The 18,384-nt window shown below is 60.2% G+C and carries 20 protein-coding genes, 3 tRNA genes and 1 riboswitch; of the genes, 9 read left to right on the top strand and 14 right to left on the bottom strand.

What is annotated here, in order from left to right; genetic code table 11:
* Window positions 1-2 precede the first annotated feature (2 nt).
* The 10 genes from WBK19_RS21295 to WBK19_RS21250 all read right to left on the bottom strand — a co-directional run bounded on the left by WBK19_RS21295 (window position 3) and on the right by WBK19_RS21250 (window position 7,996).
* On the bottom strand, window positions 3-1,373 hold the full coding sequence (locus WBK19_RS21295) for a TonB-dependent receptor (protein ID WP_511293066.1): 1,371 nt from the start codon (window positions 1,371-1,373) through the stop codon (window positions 3-5).
* A 74-nt stretch (window positions 1,374-1,447) separates the two neighbouring features.
* A complete protein-coding gene (locus WBK19_RS21290) occupies window positions 1,448-1,729 on the bottom strand; it encodes a hypothetical protein (protein WP_511293065.1) in 282 nt (93 codons plus the stop codon).
* Window positions 1,730-1,779: 50 nt separating this feature from the next.
* Window positions 1,780-2,970 carry a class I SAM-dependent rRNA methyltransferase gene (locus WBK19_RS21285; RefSeq protein ID WP_511293064.1) on the bottom strand — a complete coding sequence of 397 codons (1,191 nt, stop codon included), beginning with the start codon at window positions 2,968-2,970 and terminating at the stop codon, window positions 1,780-1,782.
* A gap of 73 nt (window positions 2,971-3,043) precedes the next feature.
* The gene (locus WBK19_RS21280) at window positions 3,044-3,202 is read right to left on the bottom strand and encodes a hypothetical protein (RefSeq protein WP_511293063.1); all 159 of its coding nucleotides are present in this window, start codon (window positions 3,200-3,202) and stop codon (window positions 3,044-3,046) included.
* Between the two features lie 118 nt (window positions 3,203-3,320).
* Window positions 3,321-4,220 carry a tyrosine recombinase XerC gene (gene xerC, locus WBK19_RS21275; RefSeq protein WP_511293097.1) on the bottom strand — a complete coding sequence of 300 codons (900 nt, stop codon included), beginning with the start codon at window positions 4,218-4,220 and terminating at the stop codon, window positions 3,321-3,323.
* Window positions 4,214-4,885, bottom strand: coding sequence for a DUF484 family protein (locus WBK19_RS21270; protein WP_511293062.1), 672 nt, complete (start codon window positions 4,883-4,885; stop codon window positions 4,214-4,216). Before WBK19_RS21270 ends, xerC begins: the two co-directional genes overlap by 7 nt.
* The gene (gene dapF, locus WBK19_RS21265; RefSeq protein ID WP_511293061.1) at window positions 4,882-5,712 is read right to left on the bottom strand and encodes a diaminopimelate epimerase; all 831 of its coding nucleotides are present in this window, start codon (window positions 5,710-5,712) and stop codon (window positions 4,882-4,884) included. The genes WBK19_RS21270 and dapF overlap by 4 nt, the downstream gene beginning before the upstream one ends.
* A 60-nt stretch (window positions 5,713-5,772) precedes the next feature.
* On the bottom strand, window positions 5,773-6,276 hold the full coding sequence (locus WBK19_RS21260; RefSeq protein ID WP_511293060.1) for a GNAT family N-acetyltransferase: 504 nt from the start codon (window positions 6,274-6,276) through the stop codon (window positions 5,773-5,775).
* Window positions 6,273-7,148, bottom strand: coding sequence for a lysophospholipid acyltransferase family protein (locus tag WBK19_RS21255; RefSeq protein ID WP_511293059.1), 876 nt, complete (start codon window positions 7,146-7,148; stop codon window positions 6,273-6,275). Before WBK19_RS21255 ends, WBK19_RS21260 begins: the two co-directional genes overlap by 4 nt.
* A gap of 5 nt (window positions 7,149-7,153) precedes the next feature.
* Window positions 7,154-7,996: a lysophospholipid acyltransferase family protein gene (locus tag WBK19_RS21250; RefSeq protein WP_511293058.1), complete on the bottom strand. Its 843-nt coding sequence runs from the start codon at window positions 7,994-7,996 to the stop codon at window positions 7,154-7,156.
* Between the two features lie 158 nt (window positions 7,997-8,154).
* On the opposite strand from WBK19_RS21250, the gene metK reads away from it, so the two are divergent.
* From metK to metF, 6 genes are all read left to right on the top strand, one after another.
* Window positions 8,155-9,318: a methionine adenosyltransferase gene (metK, locus tag WBK19_RS21245; RefSeq protein WP_511293057.1), complete on the top strand. Its 1,164-nt coding sequence runs from the start codon at window positions 8,155-8,157 to the stop codon at window positions 9,316-9,318.
* Between the two features lie 70 nt (window positions 9,319-9,388).
* Window positions 9,389-10,585 (top strand): cyclic di-GMP phosphodiesterase, encoded by a 1,197-nt coding sequence (locus WBK19_RS21240; protein WP_511293056.1) that lies wholly within the window; start codon window positions 9,389-9,391, stop codon window positions 10,583-10,585.
* A gap of 21 nt (window positions 10,586-10,606) precedes the next feature.
* A riboswitch (S-adenosyl-L-homocysteine riboswitch) is annotated at window positions 10,607-10,668 on the top strand.
* Window positions 10,669-10,738: 70 nt separating this feature from the next.
* Window positions 10,739-12,151: an adenosylhomocysteinase gene (ahcY, locus tag WBK19_RS21235; RefSeq protein ID WP_511293055.1), complete on the top strand. Its 1,413-nt coding sequence runs from the start codon at window positions 10,739-10,741 to the stop codon at window positions 12,149-12,151.
* Window positions 12,152-12,157: 6 nt separating this feature from the next.
* A complete protein-coding gene (locus tag WBK19_RS21230; RefSeq protein WP_511293054.1) occupies window positions 12,158-12,508 on the top strand; it encodes a phage holin family protein in 351 nt (116 codons plus the stop codon).
* Entirely contained in the window at window positions 12,509-13,252 is a 744-nt protein-coding gene (locus tag WBK19_RS21225) for a TlyA family RNA methyltransferase (protein WP_511293053.1), read from the top strand.
* Complete coding sequence (metF, locus tag WBK19_RS21220) at window positions 13,249-14,073, top strand: methylenetetrahydrofolate reductase [NAD(P)H] (RefSeq protein WP_511293052.1); 825 nt, start codon at window positions 13,249-13,251, stop codon at window positions 14,071-14,073. The genes WBK19_RS21225 and metF overlap by 4 nt, the downstream gene beginning before the upstream one ends.
* 75 nt (window positions 14,074-14,148) lie before the next feature.
* Here metF and WBK19_RS21215 read toward each other — a convergent pair whose 3' ends face one another.
* Window positions 14,149-14,973: a mechanosensitive ion channel family protein gene (locus tag WBK19_RS21215; protein WP_511293051.1), complete on the bottom strand. Its 825-nt coding sequence runs from the start codon at window positions 14,971-14,973 to the stop codon at window positions 14,149-14,151.
* A gap of 180 nt (window positions 14,974-15,153) precedes the next feature.
* On the opposite strand from WBK19_RS21215, the gene WBK19_RS21210 reads away from it, so the two are divergent.
* The 3 genes from WBK19_RS21210 (at window position 15,154) to WBK19_RS21200 (ending at window position 15,488) form a co-directional block, all read left to right on the top strand.
* Window positions 15,154-15,229 (top strand) — tRNA-Lys (locus tag WBK19_RS21210).
* Between the two features lie 16 nt (window positions 15,230-15,245).
* Window positions 15,246-15,321 (top strand) — tRNA-Lys (locus WBK19_RS21205).
* A 91-nt stretch (window positions 15,322-15,412) separates the two neighbouring features.
* Window positions 15,413-15,488 (top strand) — tRNA-Met (locus WBK19_RS21200).
* 59 nt (window positions 15,489-15,547) lie between these two features.
* Here WBK19_RS21200 and WBK19_RS21195 read toward each other — a convergent pair.
* The 3 genes from WBK19_RS21195 to rng form a co-directional block, all read right to left on the bottom strand.
* Window positions 15,548-15,964: a ProQ/FINO family protein gene (locus WBK19_RS21195; protein WP_511293050.1), complete on the bottom strand. Its 417-nt coding sequence runs from the start codon at window positions 15,962-15,964 to the stop codon at window positions 15,548-15,550.
* A 70-nt stretch (window positions 15,965-16,034) separates the two neighbouring features.
* Window positions 16,035-16,910, bottom strand: coding sequence for a dienelactone hydrolase family protein (locus WBK19_RS21190; protein ID WP_511293049.1), 876 nt, complete (start codon window positions 16,908-16,910; stop codon window positions 16,035-16,037).
* Window positions 16,911-16,931: 21 nt separating this feature from the next.
* Complete coding sequence (gene rng / locus WBK19_RS21185; RefSeq protein ID WP_511293048.1) at window positions 16,932-18,383, bottom strand: ribonuclease G; 1,452 nt, start codon at window positions 18,381-18,383, stop codon at window positions 16,932-16,934.
* Between the last annotated feature and the right edge of the window lies 1 nt (window position 18,384).

Below are 18,384 nucleotides of genomic sequence, written 5' to 3'. Positions count from 1 at the left end.
TCCTAGAACTTGTGTGCGCCGTGGGCGCCCAGGCTCATGACGTACTGCAGGGTCAGCTGGTTGTCGGTGATGCCGAACATCGATTTGTCCTGCGCAATTTGCAGACGAACGCGCGAAAACTCGCTCCAGCTGTAATCGACCATCGCCGACGCCTTCTTCGGGCGATAGCTCTCGACGACCAGATTGGCCGCGTTGGCGCCGAAATCGCGCGTGCCGCTGTCGAGTTGCTCGTAGCGAACGCCGGCGCGCCACTGTGGCGTGAATTGGTAAACACCCTGAGCGTACCAGCCGGACTGGTTGGTCTTGTAGCTGCTGTCGACCGACGTCGCGCAATCAAAGGCAGATGAACAAGTCAGCCCCCCCTTCTCCTCGCGCACGAAATACTCGCTCTGGAACTTGAAGTTCTGATACTTCGGATTGCCGTTCGGCGCCCATTTCCAGACGAAATCGGCCAGCCATGTCGTCGAATCACCGTTGAACGTGCCTTGCGCCACGTTCCCACTCAGTTGCTCAACAAAATCGGAAGTCCGCTCGCTAGCCCTTGTTTTCAACCACGACGCCCCGGCTCGCCAGCTATTGGAGACACCGACATCGTCGCCGAGATGAACATACAGCGCGCCACCGCCAGTTCCGTTGTTGTTGCGATCAGTACCCGGGAAATTTGCACCGCGACCAACTTCAGCACCCAACTCGACAAACAGCGAAGTCGGCGCCAGCCACTTAAGCTGCACGCCATCCTGCACGTAGCTGGCATCCTCGCCGAACATCGCCTGATACATCAGCGGCGCATCGGCAAAATCCCACATGTGCGGGTGTTGCTCGTTGAGGTAACCGATGCTGGAGCGGTAACGCCCGGCTTTCAGACCAACCCCGTGACCGATGGCCAGCGATTGGAACCAGGCCTCCTCGATATTGGCCTGGCCGTCGGCCATTGCCACGATGGCCTGAGCCCGCCAATAAGGATCGACATTGGCAGCCAGCACGAGCTCGGTTTCGTCGACCGAGAAACCGCGGGTGTTGAGACCGTCACCGCCCGGCACAAAGCCGGTAATGCCGCGCCCCGGAATATTCTTGGCGTTGCGGTACTGGCCCTGGAGGATCAATGAAACTTCGGGATTGAAGGCGTTGGCAGAGGCCGTTGTCTGGCGACTTTCGGCTGCGGCAGGCACCTGCACCGACTTCTCGGATTTGGCCTGCGAGCTGGCCTGGGATTCAGCCTGGACCAGTTTCTGTTCGAGCGCCGCAATCCGTTGCTCGTAAGTTTTTTTCATGTCGTCGATCTGGGCGCGAATGGCCGCCAGATCAGCATCGGATGCGGCTTGCGCGCCGCATGAGACGGCCAGCAAGGCCGCCATGGCAAAGGATTTTTGCATGGGAATTTCCTGAAATTGCGTAACAAGCAGTCAACCGCGGGAATTCCACGGTCGACCGGAAAAAACGGGCAATTTCAGAAAAGCGGCGGGCCCTGCTGGGTCGCGATGGGCGCCGGGAAAGCGTTGCGGCCATGTGCCGCAAATGACGCAGGGACAAACTGAACCGCCAGCACTGGCGGCAAGGCCACCAGCGAAGGCAAGGCCGCGCCGAGGTCATGTGCGGCCAGACAAAGCTGGCAGACATGCGTCGGCAAACCTTCATCGTTGCTCGCCGCATGCTCGACGGCGTGCGCCCCCGTCGCCAGTTGGGCGAAGAAGAGCACGACAACGAGAAGGAGACGGCGCAGCGGAAGCATTTATTCAGTTTATCAGGGTGGCGTTACGTTCAGATGGCAAAGCCGCTGGCTCAGTCGGCCTGAACCAGCAAACCTTTGAGGTACTCGCCTTCAGGGAAGTTCAATGCTACCGGATGATCGGCCGCGCCAGACAGGCGACGGACGATGCGCGCCGTGCGCCCGGCATCGAGTGCTGAATCGGCGATGATTTTCTGGAACATTTCCAGCCCGACACCGCCCGAACACGAATAGGTCATGAGCAGGCCGCCCGGCCTGAGCAGCCGGAAGCCGAGGATATTGATGTCCTTGTAGGCCTTGGCCGCACGCTCGGCATGGGCCGCCGACGGCGCGAACTTGGGCGGATCGAGGACGATCAGGTCGAACAGCTTCCCGGCCTTGCGGAAATCGCGCAGGGCCTGGAAAACGTCGGCCTCCTGCCATTGCGCCCGATCGGCCGGCAAAGCCGGATTCAGCGCCAGATTAGCCGCGGCCTGCACCAGCGCCGGGCCGGAGGAGTCGATGGAAAGTACGCTCTTGGCACCGCCAGCCAGCGCCTGCAGCGAAAAGCCGCCGGTGTAGCAGAAACAGTTCAGCACATCCTTGCCATGCGAAAGCTGCCCGAGCAAGGCACGGTTCTCGCGCTGATCGAGATAAAACCCGGTCTTGTGCCCACCGGCGATATCGACCGCCAGGCACACGCCGTTTTCGTCGATGGACAACGGCGTCTTTGGCGCCTCGCCATGCAACCAGCCTGTCGTCGGGCCCAGACCTTCGAGGCCACGGACATCGGAATCGGAGCGCTCATAAACGCGGGCACAGCCGGTCGCCTTGACCAGCCCGACGACGATGGCGCTACGCCACTTGTCGGCACCAGCCGAAGTCAGCTGGACAACCACCGTATTGCCGTACTGGTCGGCGATGACGCCGGGTAAGCCATCGGATTCGGCATGGATCAGGCGCAAACCCTGCTGGCCGCGCAGTTCCGGCAGCGACTGGCGAAGCGCCACGGCCGCCGCGATACGCCGCTTGAAGAAAGCGTCGTCGATCGACTCGTCGGCATCGAAGGTCCAGAAGCGCGCCCGAATCTGCGACTTCGGGCTGTAGGCGGCGCGCCCGAGCGGACGCAGATTGTCGGCCAGCACTTCGACCGTGTCGCCCGGCCGGGCCCGGCCTTCAAGACGACCGACGGAACCGGCGAACAACCAGGGGTGATGCTTGAACGCCGAACGTTCCTTGCCCGGAAGCAGAATCAGCTGAGCCATGTTTTTCCCGATCTGAAAAGCAAGAAGCCCCGGTCACCTTGCGGCAACCGGGGCTCGGAATACTGGCGAAAACTTAAGCGCCCAGAGCCTTACGGTTGCGCTGATGGCACTCGGCGCCGTACATGACCTTGAACATGGTCTTGCTCATGCCTTTGAACAGGCGCTTGGTGGATTTGGAAATGCAGCGGCGCTCCAGCGAGGAACGACGGGTACGATTGATGGTAGCGGCCATGAAAACTCCTTGAATCCAGCGAATTTGCGAAACCGCAGAGGATAGCGCCCCGTCGATGAATCGTCAACGAAGCCTTGATTTTTCGCCGATTTTTCGGGTTGACCGTGGGAAGCAATCGTTATTTGGCTTTGGCTCGCGGATGGGCCGAATCATAGACCTTGGCCAAGTGCTGAAAGTCCAGGTGCGTATAGACCTGCGTCGAAGCGATGCTGGCGTGGCCAAGCATCTCCTGCACGGCGCGCAGGTCGCCCGACGACTGCAGGACGTGCGAAGCGAAGGAATGGCGCAGCATGTGCGGATGGACGTGGGCCGGCAAGCCCAGCAGCACGGCCCGCCGGGCCAGGCGTGACTCGACCAGACGCGGGCTGATGCGCCCGCCACGCTGGCCGACGAACAAGGCCTTTTCTCCCGGCTTGGCCAACTGCTCGCGCAACGCCGCCCATGCCGCCAACGCCTCGCGCGCCTTGCTGCCGACCGGCACCAACCGCAACTTGCTGCGCTTGCCGAGCACGCGAATCTCGCCTTCGTGCGCCACGCTGTCGAGCACCTCGCAATCGAGCGAAACCAGTTCGGCCAGCCGCAGACCGGAGGAATAGAACAGCTCGAACATAGCCAGATCACGGGCGCCCTGCACCGGATCGTCGTCCTCGAACGGAGCCAGCAAGCGGGCGGTTTCATCGACGGACAAGGCCTTCGGCAACAATCGCGGCGATTTCGGTGGCCGGATGCCGTCGCAGGGGTTGGCCTTGACCAGGCCGCGCTCACCAAGCCAGCCAAAAAACCCGCGCCAGGCCGACAGCGTCCGCGCCAGCGAACGGCCCCCCAGTCCCTGACCATGGAGTTGGGCGACAAAACGGCGGATGTGATGAACGAGCAAACTGGCCAGCGGGGTTTCACCCATCGCAGCCAGCAGCTTTCCCAGATCACGCCGATAGTTTGAAACGGTGTGCGGCGACAGCCGGCGCTGGTCCGACAATTCAGCCAGCCAGGCGTCGACCGCAGCAGCCGGTGTCACAATGTGCTCTTGGTCACTCTGGCCAGGGCTGCGGAAACCATTTCGCCGAGGCGTTCGAGGTACAGCGTCCCCATGTCGGCGTAGAAGCGCTGCGCTTCCTCGCTGCCCAGAGCGATCATGCCGATGGTGCCACCACCGTTGCGCAGGGCAATCAGCGCCTGCGAACGAATGTGTGACGCGGCCTCGCCAAACCACGAGGTCGTGCCGAAACCGGCCGTCGAACCACAATACGGCCGAGCCAGCGTTTCGGCAAAAACCTGCAGTTCTTCGCTGACGGCGGCAAATTCCGGCAGATCCTCGATACCTTCCGGCTTGTCCCACAGGCGCAGGGCGACATGCGGCACCGCGAAATCATCGCGCAGGTGAAAGTTGAGCAGATGGATCACCGCCTGGAAGGTCTCAGCGGCAATCAAGGCGACGGACAGGCGATGCACTTTCTCGCTGATCTGGTCGTTTTCCTCGCCGAACGCAATCAACTCGGCGAGCTTGCTTTCGGTCGCCCGGTTCTTGTCGCGCAGGGTCAGCATCTGGCGCTCGGCCAGCGAGACGGTGCGGCCGCCATGCGGATGCGGCACGAAAATCTGCGCCATCAGGTCGGCGTACTGCTCGAAAAAGCCCGGATTATTCTTCAGGTAGTCCGCGATTTCCTCGGGGAACATGGCGCTCATAATTCAATTTCTCCAGTAAATACCGTTACCGCCGGGCCGGTCATCAAAACCGGCCGCTCGGCGCCACCCCAGGCAATATTCAGGTCGCCACCACGCGTCGTGACGCGGACCGGCGAATCGAGCAGACCGCGGCGGATGCCGGCGACTACGGCGGCGCATGCCCCCGTGCCACAAGCCATCGTTTCGCCGGCGCCGCGTTCGTAGACGCGCAGTTTGATGGCGTGCCGGTCGACAATCTGCATGAATCCCGCGTTAACCCGCTGCGGAAACCGGGGATGCTTTTCGATCAACGGGCCATGCTCGCCGACCGGCGCCGACTCGACGCTATCCACCACCTGCACGGCATGTGGATTGCCCATCGAGACCACGCTGGTTTCGAGCGTTTCGTCAGCGACGTCGAGCATATGGACGATCACGTCATCGTCAGCGAGAAACGGGATTTCAGCTGGCAAAAACCGGGGAACGCCCATGTCCACCGTGATATTTCCGTCACCTTCAAGGCGCGGCGTAATCAGGCCCTTCATCGTTTCGACGCGAATTTCGCGCTTGTCGGTCAAGCCTTGGTCGTGAACAAAACGCACAAAGCAACGTGCCCCATTGCCGCACTGCTCGACCTCGCCGCCATCGGCATTGAAGATGCGGTAGCGGAAATCGACACCCGGTTGGGTCGCCTTTTCGACCAGCAGAATCTGGTCACAACCGACACCGAAATGGCGATCGCCCAGATAGCACAGCTGCTCCGGCGTCAACGACAGCGACTGACGTATGCCGTCAAGGACAACAAAATCGTTGCCCAGACCATGCATTTTTGAGAATTTGAGTTTCACGTACCGTCTCACCGAAAAATTAGGAAAAGCATAACAGAGACAGAGAGTTGCCTCAAAAACTTAAAGTTTCTTCTCCATCACAAAATCGTCCATGACATAGCCGTGGCCAATGTCGTCGACGATCGCTTCACGCACGACAAAACCATATTTCATGTACGAATTGATCGCCTTGTCGTTACGCTTGTTGACGGCAAGAATCACACAGGGATAACCCTCTTTCTTTGCCCGCGCCGCAACATGGGCAATCAACTGGCCGCCGACGCCCTGACGTTGCACATCAGGATGAATGTATAGCTTGTCGAGCTTGAATTCGCCCTTGTAAATCTCGCTGAAGGCGAAGCCGACGCGGCGATCACCGAGAAAGGCCTGATCTTGCCATTTGTGCAGATCCTCGAGATCATCGTACAGGCGTTCATGCCCGTAACGCTGCTCGAGCATGAAATCGATCTGTTCCTGCGTGATGATTCCGGGGTAAGTGGCCTGCCAGATTTCGCGAGCCAAGGCCGAGATCGCCGGCACATCAGGGGGTGTTACGGGACGGATTTCAACTTTCAGGCTGTTCATTTGTAAAACCTCTGTTCTCCGGGTGGCCGCGTTTTGAAGCGCTTGTGCAACCAGAAATACTGCTCCGGCATGCGCAGCACCTGGCTTTCAATAAATTTGTTCATGAATTCGGTATCGGCCTCGACGCTTTCTCCGGGAAAATTCTCCCAGGGCGGCATCACCTCGATTTCGTAGCCATCCGGCACCTGATGGCAGATAACCGGCACGACGCGTGCATTGGTCAGGCGAACCAGCCGCGACAACGCGGGAATCGTCGCCGCCTGAACACCGAAGAAAGGCACGAAAATCGACTCCTTGGGACCGAAATCCATGTCCGGCAGGTAGTAAAACGGATGTCCGTCCTTCATGGCCCTGACAATCTTGCGCATGCCATCCTGACGCGAGAGGAGTATCGCCTCGTTGAAACGCATCCGGCCATCATAAAGCAACTTGTTGAGAACCGGATTTTTCTGGTTCGAGAAGACGCTGCATCCGGTCACGTGCATCGAGATCACCGTCCCGCCGGCATCCAGCCCGACGAAATGCGGCGACAGCATGACTACCGGTCGGCCATCGGGATCAGTCAAATGCTCGACCCCGTGAATGCGGATGATGCGCTCCAGCCGCTCTCTCGATGCCCACCAACCGAGCGTACGGTCGAGCACAGCCCGGGCGAAGGCGACGAAATGACGGCGCGCCAGCGCTTCCCGCTCGGCTTCGCTTTTCTCCGGAAAACACAGGCGCAGATTAGTCAGCGCAACTTCACGCCGGCTGCGCCCCAGCGCGTAAAGCAGACGTCCCAGCCCGCTCCCCAGCCAACGCAGCATGGACAGCGGCAACCAGTGCAGCAGCCAGAGGAAACCAACCAGAATATAGGTAAGGAAAATCTTCAAGGAATTCACTCCGCCGGTGGCGCGTCGGCACCGGCCGGTCGTTTGTATCGGTTGTAGCCCCACAGATATTGGCTTGGACACTGGCGGATCAGCGTCTCAATTTCCAAATTGATCTGCTGCGCCCTGTCGACCGTGGAACCCGCCAACGGAGTCATGGTTGGCTGAAAATGCACACGGTAGCCGCGCCCGCCGGGGAGGCGCTCGCCCCAGGTCAGCAGCGACGCAGCTCCGGTTTCGGTGAGCCGGGCCGCCAGCGTCATGGTGTAGGCGTATCGACCAAAAAACTTGAGCCAGGCGCCCTCACCGGTCTTCGGTGCTTGGTCGGGCAGCATACCGACCATTTCACCCTTCTTCAGGGCCTTGATCAGGGCGCGCACGCCAGAAAGGTCAGCGGGCGCGAGATGCAAATGGGCGCGTTTACGACCGGTCAGGATCAGCTCCTGGGCTACCGCTGATTTTGGAGCGCGATAAAGCACCGTAATGTCACCGAACGACGAAAGATACTGTGCCGTAATCTCGAAGCAGCCTAAATGTGGCGTCAGGAAAACGATGCCTTTGCCAGCCTGTTGCGCCGCCTCGACATGCTCCCAACCAACCACTTCGGCCACCAGCGGAATCGCTTCCTCGAGCGGACGCATCCAGATGCGGGCCAGCTCCAGCATCTGCTTGCCCGTTTCGGCCGCCGCCTTGCCACGTAGTGACGGAGGGAGACCAGCCTGCGCAATATTTTCGCGCAGGTGACGACGATAGGTCGGCGACAGCCAGTAAGTCAGACGTCCGAGCAAGCCACCCAACAGGTGCAGGACGCTCAGGGGCAGGCGGGAAAGGATACGAAAGATAAAAACCATGAAGCCCCGGGGGTTGAATCCCCCTCAGAAAAGTTTAATATTATCCGTTCGCCGAGTTAAACAGACAACTTGCGGGGCGACTAATAAATACTGCTAAAGCGTCACCGCTCGTGGTCCGAAGCAGGTAGCGCCGGATAAAAGGACCACTGGAGCTTTACATGAGCGAATATTTCTTCACTTCCGAATCCGTCGGCGAAGGCCATCCGGACAAGGTTGCCGACCAGATTTCCGACGCCATCCTCGACGCCATCCTGGCTCAGGACAAGCATTCCCGCGTTGCCGCCGAAACCCTGTGCAATACCGGCCTCGTCGTCCTGGCCGGTGAAATCACCACCAACGCCAACGTCGATTACATCCAGGTTGCCCGCGAGACGATCAAGCGCATCGGCTACGACAACACCGAATACGGCATCGACTACAAGGGCTGCGCCGTTCTCGTCGCCTACGACAAGCAGAGCCCGGACATCGCCCAGGGCGTGGACAAGGCCTACGACGACAACCTCAACCAAGGTGCCGGCGACCAAGGCCTGATGTTTGGCTACGCCTGCGACGAAACCCCGTCGCTGATGCCGTTGCCGATCTACCTGTCGCACCGCCTGGTCGAGCGCCAGGCCATGCTGCGCAAGGATGGCCGTCTGCCATGGGCGCGTCCTGATGCCAAGTCTCAGGTCACCATCAAGTACGTCGATGGCAAGCCCGATTCGATCGACACCATCGTGCTGTCCACCCAGCATTCGCCCGATATCAGCCTTGAAGACCTGCGTGAAGCGACCATTGAGCAGATCATCAAGCCGGTGTTGCCGAAGGAACTGATCAAGGGCAACATCAAATTCCTGGTCAACCCGACCGGGCGTTTCGTCGTCGGCGGACCGCAAGGCGACTGCGGCCTGACCGGCCGCAAGATCATCGTCGACACCTACGGCGGTGCTGCACCGCACGGTGGCGGCGCCTTCTCCGGCAAGGATCCGTCCAAGGTTGACCGTTCAGCTGCCTACGCCGGCCGCTACGTCGCCAAGAACATCGTTGCCGCCGGCCTCGCCTCACGCTGCCTGGTTCAGGTTTCCTACGCCATTGGCGTTGCCGAGCCGACCTCGGTCATGGTCGACACCTTCGGCACCGGCAAGGTCAGCAATGAAACTCTGACCGCGCTGATCAAAAAGCACTTCGATCTGCGCCCGAAAGGCATTGTCAACATGCTCGACCTGCTCCGCCCGATTTACCAGAAGACCGCTGCCTATGGCCACTTTGGCCGCGACGAGCCGGAATTCACCTGGGAAACCACAGACCGCGCCAACTTGCTCAAATCGGACGCCGGCCTGTAAAACAAAAGCATTGTGAAGTTTTGAAAGAAGGGAGCCTAAACGGCTCCCTTTTTCGTTAAAATCGCCAAATATGCTGAAAAAAATTCCCATTGAACAGCTAACGCTGGGCATGCATCTCCAGGCCTTCTGCGGCGCCTGGCTGGAACACCCGTTCTGGCGAACGAAATTCGTCCTCTGTGACCCGAATGACCTCACGCTGATTCGTGAAAGCACGATCACCGAGGTCTGGATCGACGTTTCCAAAGGGCTGGATATCGACGCCTCCGGCACCGAACAGATCGTGGCGGTTGAAGAGATTCCCGAGCCACCCGCCGTCGTTCAGGAAAAGGCATCGTTCAACGACGAGGTCAAACGCGCCGCAAAAATCTGCGCCAAAGGCAAGGAAGCAGTTGTTTCGATGTTTCAGGAAGCGCGTATGGGCAAGGCCATCGAGGCTGAAGCCGCGGCGCCGCTGGTCGAGGAAATCTCCAATTCGGTGATGCGTAATCCGGGTGCGCTGATCAGCCTGGCCCGCCTGAAAATCGCCGACGATTACACCTACATGCATTCGGTGGCGGTCTGCGCCCTGATGATCGCGCTGTCGCGAAAACTGGGACTGGATGAGCAGCAAACCCGCGATGCCGGTATGGCGGGGCTGTTGCACGACCTGGGCAAGGCGATGATTCCGCTGGAAATATTGAACAAGCCGGGCAAGCTGACCGAGGAAGAGTTCGCCCTCGTCAAAACCCATCCGGAAGAGGGCCACAAATTGTTGCTGGCAGGCAAAGGCATCAGCGACGTCACCAAGGATGTCTGCCTGCACCACCACGAAAAGATCGACGGCAGTGGCTACCCCAAGGGCCTCAACAGTGAAACGATGAGCCTCTTCGCCAAAATGGGCGCCGTTTGCGACGTGTACGACGCGATCACCTCGAATCGCCCCTACAAGGCGGGCTGGGATCCTGCCGAGTCGATCAAGCGGATGGCCGAATGGAAGGGGCATTTTGACCCGACCGTTTTTCAGGCTTTCGTCAAAAGCCTGGGGATCTACCCGGTTGGCTCACTGGTCAGGCTGGAATCCGGAAAACTCGGCGTGGTTGTCGAGCAAGGCGAACAGTCGCTGCTCAAACCCAAGGTCCGGGTCTTTTTCTCAATCAAGTCGCAGGCCTATATCAAACCTGAGCTGATCGACATCGCGCGCAGCCCGGAGAAAATCGCCGGCCGCGAAGATGCAGCGAAGTGGGGCATCAAGGATATCGATCGCTACTGGGCTGGCGACAAAACCTGAAAACGGTTTTATAATCCGCCCCCTACCGAGGAGCGCTGCAGGAGATCACCCCCAGGCTCGGTTTGAAACCGCGCTCACTGTTCAACCCTGCCGGGCGCAGGGGGTTCGGTGAGACACCGCCTCCTCCCCGTCACAGTTTATTAGGAGCTTACTGTGGCTGAATTCAAAGACTACGTCATCGCTGACATCAACCTTGCCGACTGGGGTCGCAAGGAAATCAACATCGCCGAAACCGAAATGCCGGGCCTCATGGCCATTCGCGAAGAATTCGCGAAGACCCAGCCGCTCAAGGGCGCCCGCATCACCGGTTCGCTGCACATGACCATCCAGACCGCCGTGCTGATCGAGACGCTGACCGCGCTCGGCGCCGAAGTCCGTTGGGCCTCGTGCAACATCTTCTCGACCCAGGATCACGCCGCTGCAGCCATCGCTGCCGATGGCATCCCCGTTTTCGCCGTCAAGGGCGAAACCCTGGTCGATTACTGGGATTACACCCACCGCATTTTCGAATGGACCGACGGTGGCTACTCGAACATGATCCTCGACGACGGCGGCGATGCCACCCTGCTGCTGCACCTCGGCGCCCGCGCCGAACAGGACATTTCCCTGCTGGCCAAGCCGGGCTCCGAAGAAGAAACCATCCTCTTCGCCGCCATCAAGGCCAAGCTGGCTGTTGATCCGACCTGGTATTCGGTGCGTCTGGCCGCCGTCAAGGGCGTTACCGAAGAAACCACCACCGGGGTCCATCGCCTGTACCAGATGCATCAGCGCGGCGAACTCAAGTTCCCGGGCATCAACGTCAATGACTCGGTCACCAAGTCCAAGTTCGACAACCTCTACGGCTGCCGCGAATCGCTGGTCGACGGCATCAAGCGCGCCACCGACGTGATGATCGCCGGCAAGGTCGCCGTCATCATCGGCTACGGCGACGTCGGCAAGGGCTGCGCCCAGGCCATGCGCGCCCTGTCGGCCCAGGTCTGGGTCACCGAAATCGACCCGATCTGCGCCCTGCAGGCCGCCATGGAAGGCTACCGCGTCGTCACCACGGAATTCGCTGCCGACAAGGCCGACATCTTCGTCACCACGACCGGCAACTTCCACGTCATCACCCATGACCACATGGCCGCGATGAAGAACAACGCCATCGTCTGCAACATCGGTCACTTCGACAACGAAATCGACGTCGCTTCGATCGAGAAGTACCAGTGGGAAGAGATCAAGCCGCAAGTCGATCACGTCATTTTCCCGGACGGCAAGCGCATCATCCTGCTCGCCAAGGGTCGCCTGGTGAACCTCGGCTGCGGCACCGGCCATCCGTCCTACGTGATGTCCTCGTCCTTCGCCAACCAGACGATCGCCCAGATCGAGCTGTGGACCGAAGCGGTCAAGGGTTCCAACAAGTACCCGGTCGGCGTCTATACCCTGCCCAAGCACCTCGATGAAAAGGTTGCCCGCCTGCAGTTGAAAACGCTGAATGCCCAGCTGTCCGAGCTGACCGACGAGCAGGCTGCCTACATCAGCGTGCCGAAGGAAGGCCCGTACAAGACCGACCACTACCGCTACTAAGAAGCCATGCGCCTGCTTGCCATCTGGATCATCAACGCGCTCGCCCTGCTGGCGCTGCCGTATGTCGTGCCGTCGGTCCATGTGGCAAGTTTCGGCACGGCGCTGATCGTTGCCCTCGTTCTCGGGCTGATCAACGCCGTGCTGCGGCCCTTGCTGATTTTGCTGACACTGCCGGTCACGCTGCTGACGCTGGGGCTGTTCATTTTCGTCATCAACGCCCTGCTCTTTCAGCTGGCCGGCAATCTGGTCGAAGGCTTCAACGTCGGCGGCTTCTGGCCGGCGTTGTTCGGTTCGGTGGTCTACAGCGTGATTTCCTGGGCACTGAGCGCCCTGTTTCTATCCGCCAAAGGCCGCTAAGTGGCGCGGGCCGATCAATTATTGGTGGAAGCGGGCCTTGCCGCCTCGCGTACTGCCGCCCAACGATTGATTGCGGCCGGACGGGTCAACTGGTCGGGCGGCACCATCGTCAAACCGGCTTTCGATTTAGCCCCAAAAACCCCGTTGACCGTGGAAGCCGACCCCGAAGACCGTTTCGTCTCGCGCGGCGGCCTCAAGCTGGCCGGCGCGCTGGCCGAAACCGGCATCTCGGCTGACGGCAAGCGTTGTCTCGATGTCGGCCAATCGACCGGCGGTTTCACCGACTGCCTGCTGCAGGCAGGTGCCAGCCATGTCGTCGGCGTCGACGTCGGTCACGGCCAATTGCATTCCCGGCTGGCCGGCGACCCGCGCGTCACGGCGCTCGAAGGCATCAACTGCCGCGCACTGAGCCCGGCCGATCTCGGCGCAGCCTTGCCGGAAGGCGGTTTCACATTGATCGTCGGCGATGTTTCCTTCATTTCGATGGCGCTGATCCTGCCGCAACTACCCGCCCTGCTCGCCGCCGACGGCGATCTTTTGCTTCTCATCAAGCCCCAGTTCGAAGTCGGCCCGGCCAACATAGGCAAGGGGGGCATCGTCCGCGACCCAGCGCTCTACGCCGGTGTCGAACGCAAGTTTTTCGATTTAGCCCAAAATTTCCGGTTGACCGTGAAAGCCTGGCTGAACAGCCCGATTACCGGCGGTGATGGCAACCGCGAATTTTTCATCTGGTTGAAAAAATGACTACAGAAATCTCCATCGAATTTTTCCCGCCGCAAACGCCTGAAGGCGTCGACAAGCTGCGCACCGTCCGCGCCGAGCTGGCAAAACTCAATCCCGCCTTCTTCTCGGTCACCTTCGGTGCCGGCGGCTCGACCCGCGAACGCACCTTCGCCGTCGTCAAGGAAATCGCCGCCGAAGGCTACGACGCCGCGCCGCACCTGTCGTGCATCGGCTCGACGCGTGACAACATTCGCGACATCCTCAACGAATACAAAGCCGCCGGCATCAAGCGCACCGTCGCCCTGCGCGGCGATTTGCCGTCCGGCATGGCCGAAACCGGCGAATTCCGCTACGCCAACGAACTCGTCGAATTCATCCGCGCCGAAACCGGCGACTGGTTCAGCATCGAAGTCGCCGCCTACCCGGAATGGCACCCGCAATCGCGCAGCCCGAAAGACGACCTCGACGCCTTCGCGCGCAAGGTCAAGGCCGGCGCCAACTCGGCGATCACCCAGTACTTCTACAACGCCGACGCCTATTTCCACTTCGTCGATGAAGCCCGGGCGTTGGGCGTCGATGTCCCCATCGTGCCGGGCATCATGCCCATCGTCGGCTTCACCAAGCTGGCCCGCTTCTCGGACGCCTGCGGCGCCGAACTGCCGCGCTGGATGCGCAAGAAGTTCGAGAGCTACGGCGACGATTCTGATTCGATCCGCGCCTTCGGCCTCGATGTTGTGACCGAACTATGCGAACGCCTGCTCAAGGGCGGCGCACCGGGACTGCACTTCTATGCCATGAACCAGTCGGCGCTGACCACGGAAATCTGCCGCCGCCTCGGGTGAACTCGTTGCTACGGTCAACCGTAAAAAAGGCCCAAAATAAAAATGCGCGCATTAGCGGGCATTTTGGTGTGCGGCTCAAGCCGCCTGCGTAACCAGCACGCTCTGCGCCGGCATCGGCGCCGGGAAACCGGCCTCGGCCAGCGCTTCACGCAGCATCGTGTTGGTATCGAAATAGACTTGCCAGTAATGGTCGTTGTGACAATAGGGACGCACGGCGAGGACCGGACCGACCAGCGTGAATTCCAGAATTTCGACATCGACCTTCGGTTCGGACAGGACATTCGGAATCGCCGCGATCTTCTCGCGGAGCAGGGTCATGGCCGCCCGATGATCAGCCGCCCCCGACAACTGGCACTTCAGATCGACACGGCGAAACGAATTGACCGTGAAATTCTGGATCGTGTCGCTGAACACCTTGTTGTTGCCGAGGATGGTCTGCACGTTATCCGGCGTGTTGATCGTCGTCGTAAACAAACCCAGTTCCGCCACCGTACCTGTCACGCCGGCAACCGAAACAAAATCGCCGACTTTCATCGGGCGCAAAACCACCATGAAGGCACCGGCGGCAAAATGCGCCAGCAGCCCCGACCAGGCCATGCCGATAGCGACGCCACCGGCAGCAATCAGCGCCGCAAAGGTCGTCGTCTGGATGCCGAAGTAACCGAGAATTCCGATCACCAGCAGGACATTCAGCGTAACGCTGACGATCGAGCCGATGTAGCGCAACAAGGTCGGATCGACTTTCTGTTTCTCCAGAGCCGAGCGCACCATGCGCAACGCCATGCCGATCAGCCAGCGACCGATCACCCAGAAAGCGATGGCTGCCAGCAATTTCAGTCCCACCTCCGTCGCCGTGGTGATCAAAATGTCCTGATAGCGTGAAATATCCTGTTCCGTCATTGTCCTCTCCTAAAAAAACGCCCCGATTCTGGATAACTTCGCACCCAAAATGACGAATAATTCTAGTCGCATGGTCAGCCCTTGACATCTGGATCACACCTTTCCTCACAATTCTTCACAGAGGCGTTTTCCGTTGACGGTCATGGTCACCGTCTATATAATGCGCGCTCCCGGTAGGTCGGGTCGGTAGCTCAGTCGGTAGAGCAGCGGACTTTTAATCCGTTGGTCCCGAGTTCGAATCTCGGCCGACCCACCATTCATACAGGGAACGTGGGGCGCTAGCTCAGTTGGTAGAGCAGCGGACTCTTAATCCGTAGGTCGACAGTTCGAATCTGTCGCGCCCCACCATAAATTCCAAGCACTCAGCCAAAACGCAAATCGCGGCTTATTGTTTAGATTGCACCGCCAGTTGCGGTGTAGCAGCAAAACGATTATCGGACGCGGGGTGGAGCAGTTGGCAGCTCGTCGGGCTCATAACCCGAAGGTCGCAGGTTCAAGTCCTGCCCCCGCAACCAAAGAATTCCAGAAAAAAGGCCAGTCACGCGACTGGCCTTTTTCTTTGTCTGGCGCCTTGTTACTTGCGGCCGAATTTCTCGGCGAGCTGGTTCAGCTTTTCCGTCCGGCGCTGCTCGGCCTTGGCTTCAGCCTCGGCGGCCTTGCGTGCCTCAGCCTGCTTCTTGAAACGTTCGCGCAGTTGCTCGGCGGCGTGCTGGCGGTTTTCGTCGGTCACCTCGTCGGCCAGCGTGCCGTCCAGGTTCAGGCGTACCGTGCCTTTTTCCATTTCTTTCAGGTAGCGCGTCGAAATGGTGTGGCTGCGCATGGCGAGGCGCAGGGATTTTTTGCTCAGTTCGGGCAACAGGGCGAAGACCTGTTTGTCGATGCCGATGGCCAGCGGGCTGAAATTGCGGAAGACATCGAATCGTTCCTGCAGGTCCTTGAGCAGGGCCCGGGTGTCGTTCGGCTTGGTGGTCGTGGCTTCGGTAGTCGTCATGATGGAACTGTGTCTTGTCAAGGCGCGAAGGTTAGCACGAAGGCGCCCCCTTGCAGCCTCGAATCGGCGATCAGACGCCGTTTTTGCGGAACCAGGCGAGCATTTTCAGCCAGCCGTCTTCGGCGTCTTCCTTCCTGTAGCTGGGTCGGTAATCGGCATGGAAGGCGTGCGGCGCATTGTCGTAAATGTGGATTTCCGATGCCCTGGCCGCTGGACTTCCCTGCTGCAGGGCCTTTTCCATCGCCTCGACGGTTTCCAGCGGGATACCCGTATCCAGCCCGCCATAGAGCCCGAGGACCGGCGCCTTGAGTTCGCCGACCAAATCCGTCGGATGTTTGGGCGTCATCGCACTGCTCGCCCCGACCAGGCGCCCGTACCAGGCCACGCCTGCCTTCATCGCCGTGTTGTGGGCGCTGTACAGCCAGGTGATGCGCCCGCCCCAGCAAAACCCGGTAATCGCCAGACGGCTGGTGTCGGCACCTTTCGCGGCAGCCCAGGCGACGCAGGCGTCGAGATCGCTGATTACCTGTGCATCGGGCGTCTTGCCGGTGATTTTTTCGAGGATTTCCGCGACGCTGCTGATCTGGCGCGGATCGCCCTGGCGGACAAACAGATCGGGAGCGATGGCGCAATATCCGAGCTTGGCCAAGCGACGGCAGACATCGCGGATGTATTCATGGGCACCAAAAATTTCGGACACCACGAGGACGACCGGCGGCTTCTCCAGACCACCCGGCACGGCACGGTAGGCGACCATCTCGCCATCCTTGACCGGCACCTTGATTTCGCCGGCGACGATGCCGGTTTCGTCGGTTTTGATGGCAGTCTGCGCCATCACGGGTTGGGTAGCCAGGGCAAAGCCGGCGCCCAGGCTGGTCACGATAAAACTCCGCCGATCAAAGCTTTGGGCGGGAACAAGGCTGTCGAATTCCGCTTCTGTTTTCATGGTTTGTCTCCTCGGTGGGGATTACATCAAAACAATGTCGTACTGCTCAGGTGAATAACTTGGTTCGGACTGCAACGAAACGGACTTGCCGATGAAGTCGGAGAGCATGGCCAGGGCCTGTGACTCTTCGTCGAGGAAGAGGTTGACCACGGCCGGGCCGGCCAGGATGCGGTATTCGCGGGCGTTGAACTGGCGGGCCTCGCGCAGCAGTTCGCGGAGGATTTCGTAGGCCACGGTGCGCGCCGTCTTGACTTCGCCACGCCCGCCGCAGGTCGGGCAAGGCTGGCAAAGGACGTGGGCGAGCGACTCGCGCGTCCGCTTGCGGGTCATTTCGACCAGGCCGAGCTGGGTGAAGCCATTGACCGTCAGCCGGGTGTGATCGCGCGCCAAGGCCTTGTTGAATTCATCGAGCACGGCCTTCTTGTGCTCCTCGTTCTCCATGTCGATGAAGTCGACAATGATGATGCCGCCGAGGTTACGCAGGCGTAGCTGACGGGCGATGGTGACCGCCGCCTCGAGGTTGGTCTTGAAAATGGTGTCGTCGAAATTGCGCACGCCGACGAAGCCGCCGGTGTTGACGTCGATGGTCGTCATCGCCTCGGTCTGATCCATGATCAGGTAGCCGCCCGACTTGAGGTCGACGCGGCGGGCCAGGGCTTTCTGTATCTCGTCCTCGACACCGTGCAGATCAAACAGTGGACGCTGGCCGGTGTAGTGCTCGAGCAGAGGAATGACCGCTGGCGTGTACTCCTGGGCGAAGGCGGTCAATTTCTGGAAATTCTCCCGCGAGTCGATAAAGATGCGCGTCGTATCGGGATTGACGAAGTCGCGCAGGACGCGCTGGCCAAGCGACAGTTCCTGATATAGCAGGGTGGGCGGCCCGAAGGTGCGGGCCTTTTCACGGATATCGGCCCAGGTCTTGCGCAGGTAGGCGATGTCGGTGGCGAACTCTTCGTCGCTGGCGTTTTCGGCCATGGTGCGGACGATGAACCCGCCCGGTTCTTCGGCCGGAACGAGGCGGTTGATCTTTTCGCGCAGCGACTCGCGCTCTGCTTCGGATTCGATGCGCTGCGAGATGCCGATGTGCTTTTCCTGCGGCAAATGGACGAGCATGCGGCCGGCAATCGAAACCTGGGTCGACAGGCGGGCCCCCTTGGTGCCGATCGGGTCCTTGACAACCTGGACGAGGACACTTTGCCCTTCATGCAGAATCTTCTCGATCGGCCTTTCGGTCGCCGTTTCACGCGGTTGCCAGATGTCGGCAACATGCAGGAAAGCAGTGCGGTCCAGGCCAACCTCGATGAAGGCGGACTGCATGCCGGGCAGGATGCGGCAGACGCGTCCGAGATAGACGTTGCCAACCAGGCCGCGGCTCGCCGTGCGCTCGATATGGAGTTCCTGGACGACACCCTGTTGCATGACGGCAACGCGGGTTTCCTGCGGTGTGAAATTGATCAGGATTTCTTCAGACATA

The organism is Azonexus sp., assembly GCF_049652925.1.
Classification (GTDB): Bacteria; Pseudomonadota; Gammaproteobacteria; order Burkholderiales; family Rhodocyclaceae; genus Azonexus.
Note: the sequence above shows the minus strand (reverse complement) of the source record. Positions and strands in the feature narration are given on the sequence as shown.